This window comes from Janthinobacterium paucivorans (genome assembly GCF_051380805.1).
Lineage (GTDB): Bacteria > Pseudomonadota > Gammaproteobacteria > Burkholderiales > Burkholderiaceae_D > Janthinobacterium > Janthinobacterium lividum_D.
The window spans coordinates 543,957-560,429 of sequence record NZ_JBNYXR010000001.1 but is presented as its reverse complement, the minus strand read 5'-3'; the positions used below and the strand labels follow the sequence as shown (position 1 = coordinate 560,429).

Sequence of the window (16,473 nt, the reverse complement as noted above, 5' to 3'; positions counted from 1 at the left end):
CCTTCAGGCAAAGGTAGCGGCAAATATGGCGCAGGCCGAGTGCAGCGACAGCTGCTCCTGCTGCAGGCAGGCGGAAAACTGGCGCAAGGCCGCAGCGTCTCCCAGCTGCTGCTCAACCCAGTCGAGCTGGTCGAGCACGATCAGACGTTCACTGCCGGCCTGCGGATCGATCAGCGCGCGCAAGCCGTGCGGGTCGGCGCCGCAAAAGCCGATCACCAGCACGGGCGCTTCATCGATGTACGAGAAAAACAGCGCCAGTTCGAAATCGGCCTGGCGCAGGAACGGCGCGACCATATGCAGCCAGAAGCTGGCCACCAGGTCGCGCAGCTGCGCCTCGTGCGGCAGTGGCAGCACCAGGCTTTTCTCCAGGCGCGGCAAGCCGCTCTGGCGCACCGGTTGCAGCAGCAGGCCCAGGCCCAACAGCAATTCGCGCACCGTCACCGGGAAGGCGGGCGAGGCCAGCATCGCTTGCAGGTCATGTACCGTCTGCGCTTGCAAAAAGGCGGCCAGCCGCGCCGCGTGGCACGGCGCGGCCGGCTCGACTTCGACCACGTTGCCGGCCAGCGCCAGCAGCGCAGGCCCTGGCTCGACGCTGGCCACGATGCCTTGCGAGAGCTGCTCCACCCGCTGCCACAGCGGTGCCAGCACCAGCGGGCTGCAGGCGACAAAGGCCTCGGCATCATCCACTTCCAGCGCGCCCATGGCCATGAATGGGAAGCGCCGCTGCGATTGATCATTGCTCGCTTCCAGGCGCCCGGCGATGGCGCGCCGGCTGCGCGTGCCGACGAAGGCGAAGCGCAGCGGCGGCAAGACGTCGTAATTGAGCTTCCAGCGCGGCTCCACCGTCAAGGCATGCATGACCTGCGCCAGCCAGTCGTCGAGCAACTGCACCAGCGCATGATTGTCGCAAGCCTTGATAAAGTCGCTGCGCGCGGGGATCTTGCCAAAGTAGCCGAGGCGCACCTGCTGTGCCGTGTGCATCATGGCGCCACCCCGGACGCTGCAGCCGCGATGACCGGCACCGCTGCGTTAGCCACGACAGGCGCGCCCGGCGGGCCGACGATGGTCTCGGGCAGCTGCATGCCGCGCAAGCCCTGCTCCTGCACCGCCGCAGTTCCACCCGCGCCCGTCGTCTCGGCGCTGCTGGTGATTTTCAAGTCGACCGCCACCGCTACCTCGCCGCGTACCCAGCGCAGTTCGAACACGCCGCCGTCCTTGCGCTTTTTGCTCGCCGCATCGATCATGCGCTTCAAGCCGAACTGCCCGGGCTCGTTGAATAGTTCCAGCGTGCGACCGTCGAAGGTGACGGCGGTGATGCGCGCGCCCTGCATGCCGGCCGCGCCTTGCGGGCCTGGATGCACCATGTTCGTCCACTGCGCCGGCGTATTGCGGTAGCGCAGCTGCTGGCCGTCGATCTCCAGCGTATATTCCAGAGTCCCCGGTGCGGGCGACGGCTGGATCTGGAACACGGTTTGCGCGGCCGTCGAGGCGGACGCCACGCCGCCGGCGCCCAGCGGCGCAATCCAGCCGGGAAAACGCGCCACCACCTGCGGCGACAGGCTGATACCCATGTCGGCCCAGGTGCGCGGCGCCAGCACGTCGCCGCGCCGCACCACCAGGGGGCCCATGGCGGTGGTGACGAACTTTGCCACCAAGCCTTCCGGGCCAAAGAACTGGCCAATTTCCAGGTTGCTCGCCTCGATGCGCGCCGCTGGCGCAAACGGATATTTGTTGGCCAGCGATTTCTGGAACGGTTCATACACCTGCGCCGCCCAGGTCTTGTTGATATCGAGTTCGGCCGGCGCAACGATGACGGCAAAGGTCTGTATCAGCGGGCGCACGAGGATGGGACGGATGGCCTGCTTTTGCGCGTCGCTCATCCCCGTGAGCAGCTGCTCGTCGACCAGCTTCAGGGCGTCGGCCAGTTCGGAACCGCTACCCTCGAGCGTTTGCTGCATGAACTGGCGCGCGCCCGGTCCTGCATCGCCCTGGTTCTTCAGCAAGTTCAAACGGCTGCGCAGTTTCGACAGCGCCTCCAGATACGCGCGCATCAGCGTCGCATTGTTGTCCCTGGCCGCCACCAGCTTGCCCACGCCGGCGAATTCGCGTCCCACGGGGCCCATGGGCTTATCCAGTCGGGCCGGGTCGAGCTGCGCATTGAGGCCTGGATTGGCCGTCAGCTGCGATGGCGCGCGGCGCAACACGGTTTCCTTGAACCAGGCGATCATGCCCCTTTCAGCCTTGCGCAATTGCGTATGTTGCAGCGCCGGGTTGTCCCACGAGGTTTCGTCGTAAATAGTCGTGAGCAGCTTGGCAATCGGCGACGCTTGCGGGTCGCCCAGGCGGTTCATGGCTTGCACGGCACCGTCAAAACCTTTCAGGTCGGCGACGGCGACACCTTGCACGAATTTTTGCCACTCGCGCGCGTAGTCGGCCTTGTACATGGCGACCAGGTTTTTCTCGATCTGCTCCGGGCTGCCTTCCAGAGTCAGGTCGTCGGTGGAGGCGCTTTTCAGCACCCAGTCGGCGCTTTGCAGCTCGCGGTTGGCGGCGTCGCGAAACGCGGCCTCGACGAACTTTTCCCATGCCTGGCGCGTAAAGGCGCCGGAGACGGCGTAACTGCCCGCCAGCAGCGTTTGATCCTGTTCACCGACGATGCGCGCCACCGTCATGCCGGGAAAGCGCGTCGAAGCGCGCGCGCGAATGTCGGCATACACGCGCTCGCGCGCCGGCATGCCGCGCACCACGCGGCGCAGGTTTTCGCGTGCCTGATCGACCAGCGCCAGCTTTTGCTCGATGCGGGGCCAGGACGGGTCGCCGATCTGCGCTAGGTAGAACGTCAGCAGCCGCTCGGCGCTGCGTATCATCTGCTCGCGCGGCATGGCGCCCCGATTGCCTTCCAGCCAGCCGCGCCAAAAGCGCGTCAGCTGGTCATTCAGGTGGCTACTCTCGGCATGCGTCTTATCGGCCAGCATCAGATAGGTTTTCAGCGCATTGTAGGCATCTTCCACATTCGTCGCGCTGGCCGCCTGGTACTGCACGCTGCGTGGCGCGGCAGGTGATGCCGCGCCTGGCGTCTGCGGCGTGCGCACCGTGGGCTGCAGTTGCTCGGCGCTGGCGTTCATCTCGAACAGCAAGGCTTCCAGCGCGCCCGCCACGGGGGCCAGCATGACATGGCGCGCGCCGGCGAAATATTCCTCGCGCAGCTTGCGCTCAAGTAACTCCCCCTGGTACAGGCCCAGGCGCAATGACCACGGCCGTTGCGTGCGGTACGCTTCCAGCTGCTCGATGCGGTCCTGCAAGATTTCCAGCGCTTCCAGGCGCGACTGCAAGTCCAGGCGCCGTTCCTGCAGCCGCACCACCTTGTTCAGGTCGGCCTCGACATTGGCCACCAGTTGCCGGTTGCCCAGATAGGACCAGCTCCAGCCGCCCAGGCAGGCGCCCAGCGACACCGTGGCGGCGAAGAACAGCGCATATTTGAAGCGCAGCTTGGCGCGGTTGGCATAGTTGGCCACCAAGTGCTGGTCGGCAAAAATCACCTTGCGGAACAAATCGAGCAGGAAATAGCCATACTGGTGCGCGCCTGCTGGCACTGCGGCCGGGGCCGGGTCCGGCGCGAAGCTGAGGTCGAAGCGGCGCGCCACCTGCTGCGAAGAGGCACTCACGGGTACGCCCTCCTGCAGCGCGCTAGTGAAATAAAAGCCGCGGAACACGGGCTGGAACTGGAATGGGTTTTCCTCGAACAGGGTGGCAATGAAGGCACGCAAAGCCGGCTTGATGGCGGCAAACTCCAGCGGAAACGTAAATACCCCGGGTGCCATCGTCTGGCGTTGCCGGTGCGCCATATTGGCCAGGCTCAGCTCCGTCAAGCCATCGTGCAATTCATCGAAACTCTGGTCGAAAAACGTCAGCAAGTCGGCCGTGGACAGCTTGCGCTGGTAAGCCATGGTGGCGCCCCATACGCGCTCACGCTCGCTGCGTTCGGCATCGGCAAAAAACTCTGTAAAGCCGGCGATCAGGTCGGCCTTGCTAAACACGATGTACAGGGGCGCAAACACTTCCAGGCGTTCGATGACATCCTGCACCCGCTTGCGCAGGCTGCGCGCCAGTTGCATGCCGACATCGGGGTCGCCTTTCAATTCGTCGATACTGACGGCGATGAGGATGCCGTTGATGGGTGCCTTGCGCCGGTATTTTTTCAACAGGTCGAGAAAGCCGAACCACTCGCCGCGATGCTCGTCAACGACGCAGTAGCGTCCTGCCGTATCGAGCACGATGCCGTCCGTGGTGAAAAACCAGTCGCAGTTGCGCGTGCCGCCCACGCCTTGCACAATCTTGCCGTCAGCGAAAGGGAACTGCAGGCCCGAACGCAAGATGGCGCTGCTTTTGCCGGCGGCCGGGTTGCCGATGATCATGTACCAGGGTAATTCGTAGAGGGCGGCGGCGCCCGATTTGAGACCCAGTTTGGATGTCTTGATGGTCTCGATGGCAGCCAGCATGCCCTTGCGTAGGGCGTCGAGTTCACCTTGCTCGCTGCTGTTGGCCGTCGAAGCCGAAGCGGCCTGTGCGGTGGCGATCTCGGCCTCGTTGAGGATGGCTTGCCCCAGCGCCTGAGCATGGCGGCGCGCGCGGCGGCGGCGCCACAGCCATACGCCCAGCCAAGTGAATAAGGCCAGCAGCAGCAAGGCCAGCGCCCAGATCAGCGCCACTTCCAGCAGCTCGGCCCCCAGGTACAACGACACGGCCAGCGCCACGAAGCCAACGATGGTCAGATTGCGGCTGTCGGTGAGGAAGTGGCAGATTCGTCGCAGCATGATGAGTCCAGGATGAGGTCGCAAAGCAGATTGACGCCGCCGTGTAACAAGACGGATTCGGCCTATCCTGACAGCAACACGGCGCGCCTTTGTTGACACAAGACAAGTACCAGGCGCCAGCGCATGACAGGCGTAGGCGTACCATTGACGCTGCGCAAGCAAGCTTGCAGCTGTGGAAATGATGGCGCAGCGCGGCGCTAGAATGGCTGGCGCGGCTTACTTGCCCAGCACGCGCGGTTGCGGCAATTCCGTGTGGCCAAAATCCATCATGGTCCAGCGCCCGCCCCAGCGCAGACCCACCGATTCGGCCGTCACGCCATAGAGACGGTAGCCGCGCATGGCCCAGGCATTTTTTTCAGAAATGATGAGCTTTCCTTCATGCATGAATGCGCAATCGGCAGCCAGGCCATACTGGTGATAACTTTGAAACGCCCTGGCGTTGGTCACGTTCGGGCCGGCCGCCGCCAGTTGCTCCTGGCGCGCCGGGCTGCGGTAGCCTTCCAGCAAGACCATGTCATAGCCATGCACTTCCTTCATGATCTTGAAGACCAGCAGCAGGCGCTGCGCATAATCGTGGTCGAGCAATTGCCAGTTGCGGCTGGCGCCGCCCAGCAGCGGGCGCAGCTGCGTCACTTCCGCCGTGGAAAACAGCAGCGGTGGCAGGCTCAAAGGCGGCACCAGCTGTTCGCCTTTGAGCAAGTCGCTGACCTGGTCATTGATGACGTGCTGCCGGTCGGCATAGCCGCGCAGGGCGATGCGGTCGCTGGACAACCACGCCAGCAAGGGCGGCACGATGACCAGCGCGCTGCCTGCCAGGCTCAGCCAACGATGCTGCAACAGCAGCTGCCAGGCGCGCGCCATGCCCGAGCCCGCGTACCGCTGCATACGCTGCCATTGCGCACTGCTGCCGCCCCTCAGGTGCTGCGCGCGCCGTTGCATGCGCCAGCCCAGGTTGACGAGCGTGTGCAACACGATGGCGCGGCCGCCAGGAAACAGCAGCAGCCAGCAAGCAAAACAGGCAAGCAGGAAATACATCAGGATCAGGGCGACGAACATGGGGCGCTCCGTGACAAGGATAGTCGGGGCCGGGCAGCGTGCTCGGCGGTATCGCTAAATCGTAGGCGTGCGTCGCCAGCACGAGCGCGGTATACATCAAGGTCAGTCGCGTTTGATACACTGCGGAGGTGATATTTTGTCTTTACTAAAAACCGGTGATGGCCAGGCGCGCGTGCCTGACTTGCGCAGCAAGGCCGGCACGACTGGCGTGCACCTCGAAGGCAAGGGCATCTTGTCGCAGCTCGAACACGGCGTCAGCGGGCCCCTGTCCATGCCAGCGCTGCGCTGGCGACCTGGCTGGCGGCACTGGAGCGCTGGGGCGCTGTGTCTGGTGCTGCTGATCACGGCCATGCTCGCTGATGACACGCGCAGCACGTCTCTGCCCCTGCCGCCCACGCCCGCCACGGCTATGAGCATGGCAGCGCCCGCACTGCCGCCGCCAGCGGCAGCAGTTGTCCCTGCATCAGCGGCGCACGCAGCGACCATCGTCAATACGGCGGGCCCGCCCTTGCCTGCACTCGCCGCCACCGCAGCAAGCACGAGCGCAAGTGCGCCACGCAAGGCCGCGCGCGGGCCGGGGGCAAGGCCTGCCGCCGCGCCCGGCGACAGCGATGTCGCCCTGCTGGCCGCGATGGTCGCCCATGCGCACCGGCAAGAAGCCACGGTGACGCCCACGCGCGACGTGGTGCTGCGCAAGCAGGGGCAGACGCAGGCACAGGAACGGGAACAGGAACAGGAACAGGAAACGATGGAACTGTTACAGCGCTGCAAGCAGTTGGGCCTGATCGAAGGCATGCTGTGCCGTTCGCGCATCTGTTCAGGCCGCTGGGACAGCGATCCCGCCTGCCATTGAGGCTGGCGCGCCCTATGCGAGCTCAGGCGGGCGATGCACACACCGGGCAGCACGACGGTGATGGCGCACAAGAGCGCGCCCGACGTCGGCAAGGCCGCCTTGGGCAGCAATGGCTTACCGGCCTGCTGCAGATTGACTTGCGCGCGCCAAACTTCAAGGCGTGGCGGCAGGCGCCCAACGCTGACAGTTGCATGCCCGGCACGCACGCATAGCATTCGATGCAGACGGGCTAGTCGCGGCTATGCAACAGCGGTGATCGAGGCTGTCACAGGATGCCCGGGTGAGCGGCAGCATCCATGCGGCCTTGTAAAAAGCCTTCCATCAGCGCCAGCAAGGCCTGCGGCTGCTCCTGGTGCGGCGTATGACCGCATTGCTCGACCATGGCGGGCACGGCGTTGAGCGCCTGCGCCACGATCGTGTCGACCTGGGCCGCGCTAGCGTACTGATCCTCGCTGCCCTGCACCACTAGCGCCGGGCATTCGACGGAAGGCAGCAGGTATTCGATGTTCCAGAACTGAAACCCATAGCTGAGCCAGGTATCCGACCAGGCCTTGAAGACGGTCTTCGTCTTGTCGCCATGGTATGCCGCCAGCGCGCGCAGCTTGCCCTCGCTGAACGCCGCATCCGCCACGCGGATGCCATCGAGCGTGATGCCCTCGACAAACACGTGCGCCGCCTCGGTAATAATGCCGCGCAAGCGCTGCGGCTGCTGCGCCGCATAAATGAGGGCGATGCTGCCGCCATCGGAGTGGCCGATGAGAAAATGGTCCTGCCCCGGCAGCAGTGCAGCGAGGACCTGCGGCAGCTCGCACAGCGCGTAGTCGTGCAAATAATGAATCTGGCGGCGCGCCGCCAGCGGCGACGACTGCCCGTAGCCGCAGCGGTCATACAGCAAGCCACGGCAGCCCGTCGCCTGGCACAACTGCGCGGGGAAATCTTTCCACATCGCACAACAGCCTAGCCCCTCGTGCAGGAATACCAGGCAGGGCTTGGCGGGGTCGCCTTCGATCAATTCATAATAGATATCAGTTTCGGCACTCAGGTTCAATATCGGCATGGGCTAGGCTCGCAACGGATTTTGCATCGACAGGTCGGCTGGTCCTATTGTGCCATTGTCCTGCGCAACATGCGTGGCATGCGCATAAAAATAGCCGACTGGAAACGATCTTGTGGCGTGCCTGCAAACTGTTTGCGCCAGCACAAGCGTGCGCCGTTTTTCCGCTGGCCTTGCGCGCTTTTTGACCGCGCGTTTACCTAGAATGACTTACTCCAACAGCATGGAGCAGGCGTTTACCCTATCAGCCTGGACGTGACACTGGCCGTCACGACAACAGATCGGGCGTCTTGCCGCGCGACGTCAGGCGCGGCGTCCAAACTATCGATCAGGAGTACATCATGGAAATGAAAGTAGAACATCGCACCGGTAGCAACCTGGCCCCGGAAACCACCGATTTGCCGATGGAACAGGAAGGAAAAAGCGCCAAGGGCGCTGCCGCACAGAACTTAAACCTAAGCTCAGCGGCCTTCACCACCTATTACACGTGGAGCGCCAATGGCGTGCATCCTTCGGTCAACTTCGCCAATGCCAACGTGAAAGCCAATTCGCGCGTATTAATTAACATCAGCGAATATGGCGCGAATGCCCAGGATCGCTTCATTGGCGCGGCGCGCATGGCCGTGTACAACATCGCCCCGTACAACGGCGGCTTCCGTGCCTGGGTCGATATAGCCTGGGGCAGCCCGCTCAAAGTGCGTTTCGACGTGTTTGTCGATCCCTGATCCACGCAGCACCCAGCGTGCGCCGGCCACCAGCGGGAAAGCACGCGCATAGCAAAAAGGGCCGCGTGTTGCCACGTGGCCCTTTTTCTGCTTGCTGCTTGTTCTGGCTCCCCGACCTGGACTCGAACCAGGGACCTGCGGATTAACAGTCCGTCGCTCTACCAACTGAGCTATCAGGGAATTGAGGCCGAATTATATACGTCAATATTTCTCATGTCCAGTGCTCGCTGTCAGCGCAAAGTAGCGATGTTCCCTCTGCGCCAAGTACAGATGTCCGCTGGCATGTGTCCAAGCGGAGGATAGGATATTGATCAAGATGACGAGCAAGGACTTGCTGCGCAACTAAGTAATGACGCAGCTGATGGCAGACGCGCATCGGCAGGACGAGGCGCTGACGCCAGACAGGGCGAGCCCACAGGTAGCGGCCGCGTCCGTCTGCGCAGCGCCACGCAAGATAGTAGAATAGGCATGCCTTGCCTATATGCAAGGCGCTCAACGGCATGCCGGCAACGGGGCGTCAATCACGTCGCCGAGCGGACATGCGCTTGCAAGGTTCACCTTGCCCGTGGTTTACTGCTCTCGCCCGACATGACAGAATCAAGCGCACCCCTGGTTGACAAGCACAGCAGCGGCGACAGTTCGGCGACAATTGCCGAGCATATGGCGGCAGCCATCGTGGCGCGCCAATTACCGCCTGGCACGCGACTGCGCGAAGAGGCGCTGTGTCGACTGTATGGCGTCAGCCGCACCAAGATCCGCGCCGCTCTGCTGATCCTGTCGAAAGACAAACTGATACGCATGGTGCCCGACAAGGGCGCCTTCGTCAGCCAACCAAGCGAAGCGGAAGCACGCGACATCTTTGCTGCGCGGCGCATCGTCGAGGCGGCCCTGGCGCGCGAATTCGTCGCCCGGGCCAAGCCTGCCGACTACCGGCTGCTGGAACGGCACCTGAAAGCGGAGCGCCTTGCGCTGGCGAAGGCGACGCCGATGCGCTCGCAACTGCTGGGTGACTTCCACGTCTTGCTGGCCGACATCGCCGGCAACGCCGTGCTGCGCGACATCGTGCGCGAACTGGTGGGCCGCAGTTCGCTAATCACCATGTTGTACCAATGCGGCCACGCTGCCGCCTGCTCGTACGACGAACACGGCCGCTTTCTCGAGGCCGCGCGCAGCGGCGACGCGGACCTGGCGGCGCGCCTGATGGTCGAGCACTTGACGCATGTGGAAGCGGCCTTGCGCTTCGACGGCAGCGCCAGTGACGACAAAAAAAACCTGGTGGCGGCGCTGCTGATGTGAACAACGCCAGCATCAAAAAAGGCCGCCCCTGCGGATGCGAAGGCGACCTGTCTGATGCGGCGGCAACTGCTTGCCAGCAAGCGGCTTATTCGCTCAGATAAATAAACTTGAACAGGAAAATGGCGGCAATGATGTAGGCGACGACCGACACTTGCTTGCCCTTGCCCGTCAACAGTTTCAATACGGCGTAGGTGATGAAGCCGAACGCGACGCCGCTGGCGACCGAATACGTGAATGGCATCATCAGCGCGGTGATGGCGGCCGGGATGCTTTCCGTGCTGTCGTCCCAGTCGATATAGGTCAGTTCGCGCAGCATCAAGCAGGCCACGTACAACAGCGCTGGCGCCGTCGCATAAGGCGGGACCGTGTGCGCCAACGGCGCAAAGAACAGGCTGCCCAGGAACAGCAGCGCGACGGCCACGGCGGTCAAGCCCGTGCGGCCACCCGCTTGCACGCCGGCCGCGCTTTCCACGAAGGCCGTGGTACTGGACGTGCCCAGGCAGGCGCCGGCAGCAATCGCCGTGCTGTCAGCCAGCAAGGCCTTGTTCATGCGCTCCATCTTGCCGTCTTTCAGCAAGCCGGCGCGGTTGGCCACACCCATCAGGGTGCCTGTCGCATCGAACAATTCGACCAGGAAAAATACCAGCACCACGTTGACGATGCCGATCGACAGCGCGCCCATGATGTCGAGCTTGAACAGGGTCGGCTCAATGGCGGGCGGCACCGAGACGATGCCGTTGAACTGATTGCCGCCAACGAAAAAGCTGGCGATGGTAATGGCGAGGATGCCGATCAGGATGGCGCCCGGCACTTTCAGCCGGTCCAGCGCGACGATGATGAAGAAACCGAGGATGGCCAAGATAGGCGCCGCCTGGTGCAAGTCACCGAGGGCGATGATGGTGGCCGGGTTGGACACCACCACGCCCGCGCTTTTCAAGGAAATGATCGCCAGGAACAGGCCGATACCGACAGTAATGGCCGTGCGCAGCGCGGGCGGGATGCTGTTGATGATCAACTCGCGCACCTTGAACAGGCTGACCAGGATGAACAGGCAGCCGGAAATGAAGACGGCACCCAGCGCCACTTCCCAGCTCATGCCCATGCCCTTGACCACCGTGTACGAGAAATATGCATTCAAGCCCATGCCCGGCGCCAGCGCGATCGGATAGTTCGCGTACAGGCCCATGATCAGGGTGCCGATGGCGGCCGCCAGACAGGTCGCAACGAAGACGGCGTCCTTCGGCATGCCCGCGTCGCCAAGGATGGATGGGTTGACGAAGATGATGTAAGCCATCGTCAGGAATGTGGTCAGGCCGGCCAACAGCTCAGTGCGCACATTGGTCCCGTTGTCCTTCAATTTGAAATAGCGTTCCAGGAACTGCATAATTAACCCCTTGTTTTGGTAAAACCGCGCGCCTGGTCTTGGACTATGCGCATCTTTTTTTCTTGCAACAGCTCATTACTTGCTCGGCGCGCTGGCCGGCTTGAAGGCCCACCAGCGGCTACCCGCAAAATTCCAGACCAGCCCGATTCCCGTCGCCAGCACCTGCGCCAGCCAGTAATACCAGCCCAACTGGTGCACCAGCAACCACATCAGGCCAGTATTGATGCACCAGCCTATGCCCAGCAAGGTGAAATACTTGCTGGCCGCCTCGCCATGCCCCTTCTCGCTTTTAAACGTGAAGAAGTAATTGAGCAGGTAGTTGACGACAGAACCCATGATGTAGCCGATGCCGGAAGCGGCGGCGGCGCTGATGCCAGCCCATTCCACGCCGCCCCACAGCACGCTGTATTGCACGGCCGTACCGGAAGCGCCGACGGCGGCGAAACGCAAAAATTGCTGATACAGGGAATGGGACATGGTCAATTTTCAAATGAGACGAAAGAATAAACAGGCTCGGGCCAGAATAAAAAATGGCTACGATTGCTCGTAACCATTTTTCAGCCTGCATTTTACTGCAAGTTGCGCCCAACGTTCATATTCTCCGCCGCGGATCCCCCGCTTTGCCCCTCAAGCGCTGCGCTTGCCGCTGACCTACGCATTGCCCTTCGAGCTTATTGCTGGGTGCCTGGCGGTCCCCATGGCACATCCAGCGGGCGATATGGACGCTACACGCAGGCCCTGAAACGCAAAAAGCCCAACCGGTAAAGGCTGGGCTTTTTGCTACTACATGTTCTGGCTCCCCGACCTGGACTCGAACCAGGGACCTGCGGATTAACAGTCCGTCGCTCTACCAACTGAGCTATCAGGGAAAAGAGGCCGCATTTTATAGGGTAAATTTTGCGATGTCCAGATTACCGCGTGAAAAATGTGTATTTTCCCTGTCTCAAGGTATCCGGCGACGCTCAGCCGCAATCAGCCCGGATGCGCTTGCGGATAGTAGTCAACGACCAGCACCCGCCCCAGCCATGGCTTGAGCTGCTGAACAAAGGCGAGATGGGCAGCATGGGACAAATACACGTCGCGCGCGCCGGCGTCATCAAAGGTCAGGGTAAAGCAATCGGTAAAGCCATCATCGAGGCCTTCCGGGCTGACATTCGCCCCCCATTCAAATTGCCGCACGCCGGGAATGCTGTGCTGGAGCTGCGAAAACGCATCAACGAGTTCGGCATGCTTGGCGGGAGTAATCGCGTCGAGGAAGTCGCACAGAACGATGTGGCGCAAGGCGGAAGTACAAGTCATGATTGGGAGCTCCTGAGATGATGCATTCAGGATAGCGCAAAACGCGATCATGCACAGACAAGCGCTGCTGTCTGCGCTGAACAACAAAAAAGGCCATGTTTTTCAACATGGCCTTCCGAATTCTGGCTCCCCGACCTGGACTCGAACCAGGGACCTGCGGATTAACAGTCCGTCGCTCTACCAACTGAGCTATCAGGGAAAAGAGGCCATATTATATAGGGCAAGTATGCACCTGTCCAGATTCCCATAGGGAAATTCTTCGTTTTCCAGCGGACTCGCCCTTGCGGCGGAAAACAAAAAAGGCCACGTTTTTCAACGTGGCCTTCCGAATTCTGGCTCCCCGACCTGGACTCGAACCAGGGACCTGCGGATTAACAGTCCGTCGCTCTACCAACTGAGCTATCAGGGAAAAGAGGCAATATTATATGTCGACTTTTCCGCATTTGCAAGATTGATACTGCACCTCGAGCAATGCGGCTGTTGCCGACTTTCCACTGCCATCAGCGCAACATTACATGCAGCGCCGAAGAAGCAAGATCTTAAAGCACTTTGGCGATTGCGTCAATGACGATGTCGATATTGCGCGAATTCAATGCTGCCACGCAGATGCGGCCCGTGTCGACGGCGTAGATCGATTGCGCGCGCAAGGACGCCACTTGCTCTTTGCTCAGGCCCGAGTATGAGAACATGCCGATTTGCTCGCGCACGAATTCGAAGTCGTGCGCTGGCGCCTTGACCTTCAGCTTTTCCACGAAGGCGTTGCGCATTTCACGGATGCGCACGCGCATGCCGGCCAGTTCCTCTTCCCACAGTTGGCGCAGTTCTGGCGTGGCCAGGACGGTGGCAACGACCTTGCCGCCATGCGTAGGCGGGTTCGAGTAGTTGGTGCGCACGACGCGCTTCAATTGCGACAGCAGACGGGCTGCTTCCTCGGCACTGGCAGCGACGACGCTCAGCGCGCCGACGCGCTCGCCGTACAGCGAGAACGATTTCGAGAACGAGTTCGACACCAGCAGCGGGCCGCCCGCGTCGGCGAAGCGGCGCACCACGGCACCATCTTCGGCGATGCCGCTGGCAAAGCCCTGGTAAGCCATGTCCAGGAACGGCACCAGGGCGCGCGAGGTGACCACGCTGATGATCTGCTCCCACTGGGCGACGCTCAGGTCGGCGCCGGTCGGGTTATGGCAGCAGGCGTGCAGCAAGACGATGGAGCCGGCTGGCATGGCGTTCAGGCTGGCCAGCATGCCGTCGAAATTGACGCCATGGGTCGCTGCATCATAGTACGTGTAGTTATTCACGACGAAACCGGCGCTCTCGAACAGGGCGCGGTGATTTTCCCAGCTTGGGTCGCTGATGTAGACCTGGGCACCCGGCGCGAAGCGCTGCAGGAAGTCGGCACCGATCTTCAGTGCGCCCGTGCCGCCGATGGCTTGCACGGTAATGGCGCGGCGCTCTTGAATAACGGCGCTATCGGCACCAAATACAAGCTCCTGCACCGCCTTGTCGTAGGCAGCCAGGCCTTCGATCGGCAGGTAGGTGCGTGGCGAAGCCTGTTCGATCAGGATGGCTTCTGCCTTGCGTACGCAAGCTAACAGAGGCACTTTACCGTTGTCGTCATAATACACGCCGACGCCCAGATTGATTTTGGCGGGATTCTGGTCCGCGTTAAATGCTTCGGTGATGCCCAGGATCGGGTCGCGTGGGGCCATCTCGATGGCGCTAAACAGACTGGCAGAAACAGTTGGGTTCGTCATGATAAGATTGGATTCGATTGGAAGCAGGTTCACAGCGGAGTTGTAGACAGCGCCCCAAATACAACGCCAGGGCCGCCAGCAGAGCACTATTCTAACAAAGGTCTGATTCACATGCCCGAATTATCTACCGCCAGCGAGGCGGAAAGCGCAATTATCTCTTTCCCGGAATCCCCCTTCAAGCTGCACCAGCCCTTCTCCCCGGCCGGCGATCAGCCGGCGGCAATCACCCAATTGTCCGAGGGAATCGCCGATGGCCTGGCCTTCCAGACGCTGCTGGGCGTGACCGGTTCGGGCAAGACTTACACCATGGCCAACGTCATCGCGCGCATGGGCAGGCCGGCCATCGTCTTCGCGCCCAACAAGACGCTGGCGGCGCAGCTGTACAGTGAGTTTCGCGACTTTTTCCCGCAAAATGCGGTCGAATACTTCGTCAGCTACTACGATTACTACCAGCCCGAAGCGTACGTGCCACAGCGCGACCTGTTCATCGAGAAGGACTCCTCGATCAACGAGCATATCGAGCAAATGCGTTTATCGTGCACCAAATCGCTGATGGAACGGCGCGACGTCATCATCGTCGCCACCGTCTCGGCCATCTACGGTATCGGTAACCCCAACGAATACCACCAGATGATTCTGACGTTGCGCGTAAAAGACAAAGTCAGCCAGCGCGACGTCATCGCGCGCCTGATTCAGATGCAGTACACACGCAACGAGGTCGATTTCGGCCGCGGCACCTTCCGCGTGCGCGGCGATACCATCGACATTTTCCCCGCCGAGCATGCGGAACTGGCGGTGCGCCTGGAAATGTTCGGCGACGAAATCGAATCGATCCAGCTGTTCGACCCCTTGACGGGCCGCGTGCGGCAAAAAATCCCGCGCTTTACCGTGTACCCGGGTTCGCACTATGTGACGCCGCGCTCTACCGTGTTGCGCGCCGTGGAAACCATCAAGGACGAGCTGCGCGAACGCCTGGAGTTCTTCCGCAAGGAAAATAAGCTGATCGAAGAGCAACGGCTGGAACAGCGCACGCGCTTCGACCTGGAAATGATGGCCGAAATCGGCTTCACCAAGGGCATCGAAAACTATTCGCGCCACCTGTCCGGCGCGCTGCCGGGCGAACCGCCACCGACCCTGGTCGACTATCTGCCAGCCGACGCCCTGATGTTCCTCGACGAGTCGCACGTACTGACGGGCCAGCTGAGCGCCATGTACAACGGCGACCGCTCGCGCAAGACCAACCTGGTCGACTATGGCTTCCGCCTGCCGTCGGCGCTCGATAACCGGCCCTTGAAATTCGAGGAGTTCGAGCAAAAGATGCGCCAGACGGTGTTCGTCTCGGCGACCCCGGGCGACTACGAAAAGAACCATTCGGACCAGGTAGTCGAACAAGTGGTGCGCCCCACGGGCCTGGTCGACCCGCAGATCATCGTGCGTCCGGCCAGCAGCCAGGTGGACGACCTGATGTCGGAAATCGTCGAGCGCATCAAGAAGGACGAACGCGTGCTGGTCACCACCCTGACCAAGCGCATGTCGGAGCAATTGACGGAATACCTGAGCGACCATGGCATCAAGGTGCGCTACCTGCACAGCGATATCGAAACGGTGGAGCGCGTGGAAATCCTGCGCGACCTGCGCCTGGGCACCTTCGACGTGCTGGTGGGGATCAACCTGCTGCGCGAAGGCCTGGACTTGCCGGAAGTGTCGCTGGTCGCCATCCTCGACGCGGACAAGGAAGGCTTCTTGCGCTCCGAGCGCAGCCTGATCCAGACCATCGGGCGCGCCGCGCGTAACCTGAACGGTACGGCCATTTTGTACGGCGACCGCATCACCGACTCCATGCGCCGCGCCATCGACGAGACGGAACGCCGCCGCGCCAAGCAGATCGCCTTCAACACGGCGAACAACATCATCCCGATCGGCGTCAAAAAATCGATCCGCGAAATGATCGACGGCGTCTACAGCCCGCAGGAAGCGCGCGAAACCCTGCAAGTGGCGCAGGAAGCGGCAAAGTTCGAAGCCATGAGCGAGAAACAGGTGAGCAAGGAAATCAAGCGCCTGGAAAAACTCATGCTCGACCACGCCAAGAACCTGGAGTTCGAAAAAGCGGCGCAAGTGCGCGACCAGTTGCACATCCTCAAGCAGCAACTGTTCGGCGCGCCGGGTACCGACAACGTGGCGTCGATACTGGGCAAGTAAGCGCCAGCAATGGTGTCGGATAACGGCGCTTCGCGTCGA

The 16,473-nt window shown here is 61.9% G+C and carries 12 protein-coding genes and 4 tRNA genes; 4 read left to right on the top strand and 12 right to left on the bottom strand.

Translation table 11 applies throughout. The annotated features are described in order from the left end of the window. Positions 1-3 precede the first annotated feature (3 nt). The 3 genes from tagF to ACQ4V8_RS02450 all read right to left on the bottom strand — a co-directional run bounded on the left by tagF (position 4) and on the right by ACQ4V8_RS02450 (position 5,870). The gene (gene tagF, locus ACQ4V8_RS02460; RefSeq protein WP_436570823.1) at positions 4-984 is read right to left on the bottom strand and encodes a type VI secretion system-associated protein TagF; all 981 of its coding nucleotides are present in this window, start codon (positions 982-984) and stop codon (positions 4-6) included. Then, a complete protein-coding gene (gene tssM, locus ACQ4V8_RS02455; RefSeq protein WP_436570822.1) occupies positions 981-4,814 on the bottom strand; it encodes a type VI secretion system membrane subunit TssM in 3,834 nt (1,277 codons plus the stop codon). Before tssM ends, tagF begins: the two co-directional genes overlap by 4 nt. Before the next feature lie 216 nt (positions 4,815-5,030). After that, entirely contained in the window at positions 5,031-5,870 is an 840-nt protein-coding gene (locus ACQ4V8_RS02450; protein ID WP_436570821.1) for a M15 family metallopeptidase, read from the bottom strand. Between the two features lie 136 nt (positions 5,871-6,006). On the opposite strand from ACQ4V8_RS02450, the gene ACQ4V8_RS02445 reads away from it, so the two are divergent. Next, a complete protein-coding gene (locus ACQ4V8_RS02445; RefSeq protein WP_436570820.1) occupies positions 6,007-6,723 on the top strand; it encodes a hypothetical protein in 717 nt (238 codons plus the stop codon). Positions 6,724-6,988: 265 nt separating this feature from the next. On the opposite strand, the gene ACQ4V8_RS02440 is transcribed toward ACQ4V8_RS02445, so the two are convergent. Beyond that, positions 6,989-7,780: an alpha/beta fold hydrolase gene (locus tag ACQ4V8_RS02440; protein ID WP_010399839.1), complete on the bottom strand. Its 792-nt coding sequence runs from the start codon at positions 7,778-7,780 to the stop codon at positions 6,989-6,991. 338 nt (positions 7,781-8,118) lie between these two features. Here ACQ4V8_RS02440 and ACQ4V8_RS02435 point away from each other — a divergent pair, with 338 nt between their 5' ends. Further along, on the top strand, positions 8,119-8,502 hold the full coding sequence (locus tag ACQ4V8_RS02435) for a hypothetical protein (RefSeq protein ID WP_261980935.1): 384 nt from the start codon (positions 8,119-8,121) through the stop codon (positions 8,500-8,502). 104 nt (positions 8,503-8,606) lie between these two features. Here ACQ4V8_RS02435 and ACQ4V8_RS02430 read toward each other — a convergent pair. After that, a tRNA-Asn gene (locus tag ACQ4V8_RS02430) sits at positions 8,607-8,682 on the bottom strand. Between the two features lie 408 nt (positions 8,683-9,090). Between ACQ4V8_RS02430 and ACQ4V8_RS02425 the strand changes: the two genes are divergently transcribed. After that, positions 9,091-9,798, top strand: coding sequence for a GntR family transcriptional regulator (locus ACQ4V8_RS02425; RefSeq protein WP_043462374.1), 708 nt, complete (start codon positions 9,091-9,093; stop codon positions 9,796-9,798). Positions 9,799-9,883: 85 nt separating this feature from the next. On the opposite strand, the gene ACQ4V8_RS02420 is transcribed toward ACQ4V8_RS02425, so the two are convergent. The 7 genes from ACQ4V8_RS02420 to ACQ4V8_RS02390 form a co-directional block, all read right to left on the bottom strand. Further along, positions 9,884-11,182: an NCS2 family permease gene (locus ACQ4V8_RS02420; RefSeq protein WP_070346505.1), complete on the bottom strand. Its 1,299-nt coding sequence runs from the start codon at positions 11,180-11,182 to the stop codon at positions 9,884-9,886. A 75-nt stretch (positions 11,183-11,257) separates the two neighbouring features. Then, positions 11,258-11,659, bottom strand: coding sequence for a GtrA family protein (locus ACQ4V8_RS02415; RefSeq protein ID WP_010399844.1), 402 nt, complete (start codon positions 11,657-11,659; stop codon positions 11,258-11,260). 316 nt (positions 11,660-11,975) lie between these two features. Next, positions 11,976-12,051, bottom strand: a tRNA-Asn gene (locus ACQ4V8_RS02410). Between the two features lie 103 nt (positions 12,052-12,154). Beyond that, a complete protein-coding gene (locus tag ACQ4V8_RS02405) occupies positions 12,155-12,481 on the bottom strand; it encodes a Dabb family protein (RefSeq protein WP_010399846.1) in 327 nt (108 codons plus the stop codon). Positions 12,482-12,604: 123 nt separating this feature from the next. Then, positions 12,605-12,680, bottom strand: a tRNA-Asn gene (locus tag ACQ4V8_RS02400). A gap of 134 nt (positions 12,681-12,814) precedes the next feature. Beyond that, a tRNA-Asn gene (locus tag ACQ4V8_RS02395) sits at positions 12,815-12,890 on the bottom strand. Between the two features lie 130 nt (positions 12,891-13,020). Next, positions 13,021-14,235, bottom strand: coding sequence for an amino acid aminotransferase (locus tag ACQ4V8_RS02390; RefSeq protein WP_193365537.1), 1,215 nt, complete (start codon positions 14,233-14,235; stop codon positions 13,021-13,023). A 111-nt stretch (positions 14,236-14,346) separates the two neighbouring features. Between ACQ4V8_RS02390 and uvrB the strand changes: the two genes are divergently transcribed. Beyond that, a complete protein-coding gene (uvrB, locus tag ACQ4V8_RS02385) occupies positions 14,347-16,434 on the top strand; it encodes an excinuclease ABC subunit UvrB (protein ID WP_010399849.1) in 2,088 nt (695 codons plus the stop codon). The last annotated feature ends 39 nt before the right edge of the window (positions 16,435-16,473 follow it).

What these genes read in the sequence shown, in the direction of transcription:
- tagF (WP_436570823.1), bottom strand. Translation starts at nt 984, where the DNA reads ATGATGCACACGGCACAGCAGGTGCGCCTCGGCTACTTTGGCAAGATC.
- tssM (WP_436570822.1), bottom strand. Translation starts at nt 4,814, where the DNA reads ATGCTGCGACGAATCTGCCACTTCCTCACCGACAGCCGCAATCTGACC.
- ACQ4V8_RS02450 (WP_436570821.1), bottom strand. Translation starts at nt 5,870, where the DNA reads ATGTTCGTCGCCCTGATCCTGATGTATTTCCTGCTTGCCTGTTTTGCT.
- ACQ4V8_RS02440 (WP_010399839.1), bottom strand. Translation starts at nt 7,780, where the DNA reads ATGCCGATATTGAACCTGAGTGCCGAAACTGATATCTATTATGAATTG.
- ACQ4V8_RS02435 (WP_261980935.1), top strand. Translation starts at nt 8,119, where the DNA reads ATGGAAATGAAAGTAGAACATCGCACCGGTAGCAACCTGGCCCCGGAA.
- ACQ4V8_RS02425 (WP_043462374.1), top strand. Translation starts at nt 9,091, where the DNA reads ATGACAGAATCAAGCGCACCCCTGGTTGACAAGCACAGCAGCGGCGAC.
- ACQ4V8_RS02420 (WP_070346505.1), bottom strand. Translation starts at nt 11,182, where the DNA reads ATGCAGTTCCTGGAACGCTATTTCAAATTGAAGGACAACGGGACCAAT.
- ACQ4V8_RS02415 (WP_010399844.1), bottom strand. Translation starts at nt 11,659, where the DNA reads ATGTCCCATTCCCTGTATCAGCAATTTTTGCGTTTCGCCGCCGTCGGC.
- ACQ4V8_RS02405 (WP_010399846.1), bottom strand. Translation starts at nt 12,481, where the DNA reads ATGACTTGTACTTCCGCCTTGCGCCACATCGTTCTGTGCGACTTCCTC.
- ACQ4V8_RS02390 (WP_193365537.1), bottom strand. Translation starts at nt 14,235, where the DNA reads ATGACGAACCCAACTGTTTCTGCCAGTCTGTTTAGCGCCATCGAGATG.
- uvrB (WP_010399849.1), top strand. Translation starts at nt 14,347, where the DNA reads ATGCCCGAATTATCTACCGCCAGCGAGGCGGAAAGCGCAATTATCTCT.